The 6,088-nt window shown below is 60.8% G+C and carries 5 protein-coding genes; 4 read left to right on the top strand and 1 reads right to left on the bottom strand.

Going from position 1 to position 6,088, the window contains the following annotated elements; all coding sequences use genetic code 11:
* Positions 1–1,853 (top strand): EAL domain-containing protein (locus JWR14_RS20095; RefSeq protein WP_299710210.1); only part of this gene is annotated, 1,853 nt, incomplete at its 5' end.
* On the opposite strand, the gene JWR14_RS20090 is transcribed toward JWR14_RS20095, so the two are convergent.
* Positions 1,799–2,194, bottom strand: coding sequence for an acyl-CoA thioesterase (locus JWR14_RS20090; RefSeq protein ID WP_165086138.1), 396 nt, complete (start codon positions 2,192–2,194; stop codon positions 1,799–1,801). The genes JWR14_RS20095 and JWR14_RS20090 overlap by 55 nt on opposite strands.
* A gap of 306 nt (positions 2,195–2,500) precedes the next feature.
* Here JWR14_RS20090 and JWR14_RS20085 point away from each other — a divergent pair, with 306 nt between their 5' ends.
* From JWR14_RS20085 to JWR14_RS20075, 3 genes are all read left to right on the top strand, one after another.
* Positions 2,501–4,396 carry an ABC transporter ATP-binding protein/permease gene (locus tag JWR14_RS20085; RefSeq protein ID WP_299710203.1) on the top strand — a complete coding sequence of 632 codons (1,896 nt, stop codon included), beginning with the start codon at positions 2,501–2,503 and terminating at the stop codon, positions 4,394–4,396.
* A 116-nt stretch (positions 4,397–4,512) separates the two neighbouring features.
* Positions 4,513–5,481: a LysR family transcriptional regulator gene (locus tag JWR14_RS20080; RefSeq protein ID WP_299710201.1), complete on the top strand. Its 969-nt coding sequence runs from the start codon at positions 4,513–4,515 to the stop codon at positions 5,479–5,481.
* A 109-nt stretch (positions 5,482–5,590) separates the two neighbouring features.
* Positions 5,591–6,088: Glu/Leu/Phe/Val dehydrogenase dimerization domain-containing protein (locus JWR14_RS20075; protein WP_299710198.1), on the top strand; the 498-nt coding region annotated here is incomplete at its 3' end.

Here is a 6,088-nt window from a genome sequence, read left to right as displayed (position 1 = left end):
TGCTCGACGGGGCGGGGCGCATTATCGGCGTGCTGGGTTCGTACGACGACACGACCGAGCGCAAGCGCGCCGAACTGGCGCTGCGCCTGCAAAGCCGCGCGCTCGATGCCTGCGTGAACGCCGTGCTGATCACCGGCACGAGCGCCACGGGTAACGTGATCGAATACGCGAATCCGGCGTTCAAACGCATTACGGGTTACGACCCGGCCGATATCGTGGGCCGCGATTGCCGTTTCCTCCAGCGCGACGATCTCGACCAGGAGGGCCTTGAGGCAATCCGCACGGGTCTGGCCGCGAACCGCGAAGCGAGCGCAGTGTTGCGCAATTATCGTAAGGATGGCGTGCTGTTCTGGAATCAGCTATTCATCGCGCCCGTGCCGGATGCGCAGGGCCATACAACGCATCACGTTGGCGTGATCAACGACGTCACCGAAGTTGTCCGCTATCAGGAGCAGCTCGAATATCAGGCGAACTACGACACGCTGACGCGGCTGCCCAACCGCAATCTGCTGCGGAACCGGCTACAGGACGCAATTGATCGGGCACGCCAGGAGGGGACCACGCTCGCCGTGGTTTTCGTCGATCTCGATGGCTTCAAGAACGTCAACGACAGTCTCGGCCACAGCGTAGGCGACCGCTTGCTTGCGGTGGTCGCCGAGCGGCTGGCGCGTTGTGGCCGCACCGGCGATACGGTCGCGCGCCACGGCGGCGACGAGTTCGTGATCGTGCTCCCGGACATGGCCGGCGAAAGCGCGTTGATTGCCTGGATGGAACGCGTGCGCACCGCCATTTCGGACCCGGTATGGCTCGATGGCACGGAGATGTACGTCGGCTGCAGCATGGGCGCGAGCCTGTTCCCGCAAGATGGCGACGACGCCGAAACCGTGCTCAAGAAAGCCGATATCGCGATGTATCGCGCGAAAGACATGGGGCGCAACACGTATCAGTTCTATCAGCCCGAAATGAATGCGAGCGTGGGGGCGCGGATGGACGTCGAACGGCGTTTGCGGCGGGCTTTGCGCGACAGCGAATTCCTGCTGCACTACCAGCCGCAAGTCGATCTGAGGACCGGCGAGATTGTCGGCATGGAAGCGCTCGTGCGCTGGATGGACCCGGAGTTCGGGCTTGTCTCGCCGGGCGCATTTATTCCGGTAGCCGAAGAATGCGGGCTGATTGGGCCGTTGTCGGAGTGGGTGCTGCGCGAGGCGTGCCGGCAAAACAAGGCGTGGCAGGATGAGGGATTGCCGCCGGCGCGGATGTCGGTGAATCTGTCGGCGCGGCAATTCCAGCAACGCGATATCCGTGTTCTCGTGACGTCCGTGCTGGCGGAAACGGGGCTTGCACCCCACTACCTGGAAATCGAGCTCACCGAGAGCGCGATCATGCACAACGGGGAAGACACCGTTACCACGCTGTCGGAGCTGGCGGCGCTCGGCATCAGCATAGCCATCGACGATTTCGGGACCGGGTATTCAAGTCTCAGTTATCTGAAGCGCTTCCCGGTCGACCGGTTGAAGATCGACCGCTCGTTTGTTGCGGATATCGGCTCGCCGGGAGGCAATGAAACGATTACTTCAGCGATCATCGCGCTCGCTCACTCGCTCGAGTTGCGGGTGATCGCGGAGGGCGTGGAGACGGCGGCGCAACTGGACTTTCTTGTTGCCCGCGATTGCGACGAGATGCAGGGATTTTTCTTCTCGCAGCCGCTGCCCGCCAGCGAGATTCCCTCGCTGTTGCTGAACAGCCGGACCACCCTGCAGCTCGGTGTGCGCGACAGTACGCGCGAGAGTCCAGCCGGTCAGTCGAGCGCGGGCAGCGCGCGCGGACGGCGGTCGCTGTCGGTGGCAACGTAGGTCAGCGTGGCTTCCGTCACCTTCACCACGTCTTCGGTCAGGCTCATCCGCTGCGCATAGACCTCGACCGATACCGTCACCGACGTATTGCCCGTCTTCACAATGTCCGTATAAAAGCTCAGCAAATCGCCGACAAACACCGGTTGCTTGAACACGAACGAATTCACCGAGATGGTCGCCACGCGCCCGTTCGCACGCCGGCTGGCCGGGATCGATCCGGCGATGTCCACCTGCGCCATGATCCAGCCGCCGAAGACATCGCCGTGGACGTTGGCATCGGACGGTTGCGGTACCACGCGCAGCGCGACCGGCTTGTTTGGGAGTTGCAGGGATTGGGTCACGAGCGAATTTCCATGAAAGAGTGACGGGATGCCAGCGGGTCAGCGCGCCGTGGCACCTTCTGCGACAATGCAGGATTAAACGATGTTGCTGGCGCCCGGACGAGTGGGTTTTATCCAGCCCGTTTTAGCGTGCTTTTAAGGCGTTTGGCGCAGGTCTGGCTGATTGTTCCCACCCTGCTGCCGACGCCGGGAAACATCGAATTGTACGGGAAAGCCCGCATTTTGAGATGGGTGCCCGTCCCGCGATACCTCGCTCGTCCGACACCGTTTCTCAATGCGGCGCGGACCTCTGCAGACCTCGAATCCATGCGCCGCAACTCTCCTTCCGAACCGGTTCCCGTCGCGAAAGGCCCGCGTAACGACTGGCAAACCATTCTCTCGCTGCTGCCGTATCTGGCGACGTATAAATGGCGCGTCGCGTTTGCGCTGACATGCCTGATTGGTGCGAAAGTCGCGAATCTGGGCGTGCCGATTGTGATGAAAAAGGTCATCGACAGCCTCAGTTCCATCCAGCATTTAACCGCGCTCGGACGCGCGCAGGATTCCGCGGCGATCATCCTGGTGAGCGGCGTGGGCCTGCTGGTCGTGGCTTATGCGTTCGTGCGCCTGTCTACTTCGCTTTTCACCGAGTTGCGCGAAATGCTGTTCGCGAAAGTCACTGAAAGCGCAGTGCGGCAACTTGCACTGAAAGTTTTCCGGCATTTGCATTCGCTGTCGCTGCGGTTCCATCTCGACCGGCAGACCGGGGGAATGTCGCGGGACATTGAACGCGGCACGCGCGGCATTCAGCAACTCGTTTCATATTCGCTCTACAGCATCTTGCCGACGTTAGTGGAAGTCGGCCTCGTGCTCGGGTTTTTTGTTGCGAAATACGAAGCGTATTACGCGATCGTCACGCTGATTGCGCTGGTGACGTATATCGTTTTCACGATCAAGCTCACCGAATGGCGTACGCACTTCCGTCGCACGATGAACGAACTCGATTCGAAGGCGAATTCGCGTGCCATCGATTCGTTGTTGAACTACGAGACCGTGAAGTATTTCGGCAATGAAGAGTGGGAAGCGCAGCGTTACGATGAAAACCTGAGACGCTATCGCACGGCGGCCATTCGTTCGCAGCGATCGCTGTCGGTGCTCAACTTCGGGCAGCAATTCATTATTGGCACGGGGCTCGTGTTCATTCTGTGGCGTGCGACGCAAGGCGTGATTGCCGGTCATCTCACGCTCGGTGACCTCGTGCTGATCAACACGTTCATGCTGCAGTTGTATATCCCGCTGAATTTCCTGGGCGTGGTGTATCGCGAGCTCAAGCAGAGTCTCACCGATATGGACCGCATGTTCACCTTGCTCGGCGCCGGGCGTGAAGTGCCGGATGTGCCGAACGCGCCGGCGCTGGTCGCGAAGGGTGCGGAGGTCCGGTTCGAGAACGTGAGTTTCTCGTATGAGCGCGCGCGGCCGATCCTGCATAACGTCGATTTCACGATCCGTGCCGGGACTACGACTGCGGTGGTCGGCCATAGCGGCTCAGGCAAGTCGACACTCGGCCGTTTGCTGTTTCGTTTCTACGATCTCGACCGTGAGCAAGGTGGGAGAATCTTGCTGGACGGCCAGGATATCCGCGACGTTGCGCAGGATTCGCTGCGAGCGGCGATTGGTATCGTGCCGCAGGATACGGTGCTCTTCAACGATTCGATCTACTACAACATCGCGTACGGCCGGCCATCGGCTTCACGCGATGAAGTGATCGCGGCGGCGCGGGCAGCGCATATTCACGAGTTCATCGAAAGTTTGCCGGCTGGCTACGAGACGCCGGTGGGCGAGCGCGGGTTGAAGTTATCGGGCGGCGAGAAACAGCGCGTGGCGATCGCGCGGACGTTGTTGAAGAACCCGCCGCTCTTGATCTTCGATGAAGCCACGTCGGCGCTCGATTCGAAATCCGAACGCGCAATTCAGCACGAGCTCGATCTGATCGCGCAGGAACGGACGACGCTGATCATTGCGCATCGGTTGTCGACGGTCGTGCATGCGCAGCAGATTATCGTGATGGATCACGGAAAGATTGTGGAGCGCGGGACGCATGCGGAACTGGTGCGAGCCGGAGGATTGTTTGCGCAGATGTGGGCGCTGCAGCAGCAGAAGGCAGCGGAGCCGGAAGAGGGTGCGGATGATCCGGTGGATGTGGGGGAATCGGCGCGGGCTTGAAACGCCGTGGCAACCGGGGGGCGATTTGCAAAACCTCCCCCGCGAAGCCGCCACGAGCAGAACGGTAAAATGCGGACTCGTTCAGGGAGCATCCCCAACCAGGCCGAAGGAGCCGCATGGAACTGAAATGGCTCGAAGATTTCGTCTCGCTCGCGGAGACGCGCAGTTTCAGCCGCTCGGCTGAACTGAGGCACATTACGCAGCCGGCTTTCTCGCGCCGGATCCAGGCGCTCGAAGCGTGGCTGGGCACGGATCTCATCGATCGCTCGGTGTATCCGACGCGCCTCACGCAAGCCGGTCAGGTTTTCTACGAGCAGGCGCTCGCAATGCTCTCGCAGTTTCACGAAGCACGAACGCTATTGCGAGGGCAGACCGGCGTGCCCGATGCAACCATCGACTTCGCGGTTCCCCACACGCTCTCGCTGACCTATTTCCCGCGCTGGCTACACCATATAGAAGCGCGGCTTGGGCGCATCAACACGCGTTTGCGCGCGCTGAACGTACACGACGCCGTGTTGTCGCTGGTGGAAGGCGGCTGCGACCTGGTGATGGGTTATCACCACCCGAGCCATCCAATGGCGCTTGATCCTGCCCGCTACGACATGCTCACGCTCGGCACTGAACCCATCAGCCCGTTTTCGTCGGTAAACAAGGGGGGCCGCGCGCGCTACACGTTGCCCGCTACCGCCGATGCTCCCGCGCCGTATCTCTCGTATACGCCTAATGCTTATCTCGGCCGCATGACGGAGGTGATCATCGCGACCTCGGCGGCACGTCTTTACCTCGATAAAGTGTATGAAACCGACATGGCCGAAGGTCTCAAGGCAATGGCGCTGGCCGGTCACGGCGTAGCCTTCCTGCCGCATAGCGCGGTGGCCAAGGAGGTCGATGAAGGCAGCTTGATCCGGCTCGACCGGGGAACTCGCGGAACGCCGGCAGGCCAGTTCACGCTCACGATGGAAATTCGTTTGTACCGCGACAAAATGGCATCGAAGGGAGACGATCCACGGCAAGCCCTGATGCGTAATCTTTGGGAAGCAGTGGGCGAAGAGGTATCGCGGCCTGTTGAAACCCCCGCCACATAAGCCTCTTAGACGTTATGCAAGAAACACATAACGCAATGATGAAACGGCATTGGATTTCAACAAGCGAATTTTCGACAATGAAGCCATTCCACACAACGCTGGGGTTTCGATGTCATCGCCGCAACAAGACCGCACCGCTTCTGCTGTTCCCGTCGTTCAACACGCCATTCCCTCCTATCTCGATTCCACGCATCGCGGCCCCTGGGGCAACTATCTCCAGCAGGTCGATCGCGTGGCGCCCTATCTCGGCTCGCTGTCGCGCTGGATTGAAACCCTCAAGCGCCCGAAGCGCATCCTGATCGTCGATTGCCCTATCGAACTCGATAACGGCACGGTCACGCACTTCGAAGGCTACCGGGTCCAGCACAACATGTCGCGCGGTCCGGGCAAGGGCGGCGTGCGCTATCACCAGGACGTTACGCTTTCCGAAGTAATGGCGCTGTCGGCGTGGATGTCGGTGAAGAACGCGGCCGTGAACGTGCCGTACGGCGGGGCGAAAGGCGGTATCCGCGTCGATCCGCGGACGTTGTCGCGGGGCGAACTCGAGCGCCTGACACGTCGATACACCAGCGAAATCGGCATCATCATCGGACCGAACCAGGACATC

It is taken from the genome of Caballeronia sp. (genome assembly GCF_028292365.1).
Lineage (GTDB): Bacteria > Pseudomonadota > Gammaproteobacteria > Burkholderiales > Burkholderiaceae > Caballeronia.
The sequence above is the reverse complement of the archived record's forward strand: the minus strand, read 5'-3'. Positions and strand labels throughout refer to the sequence as shown.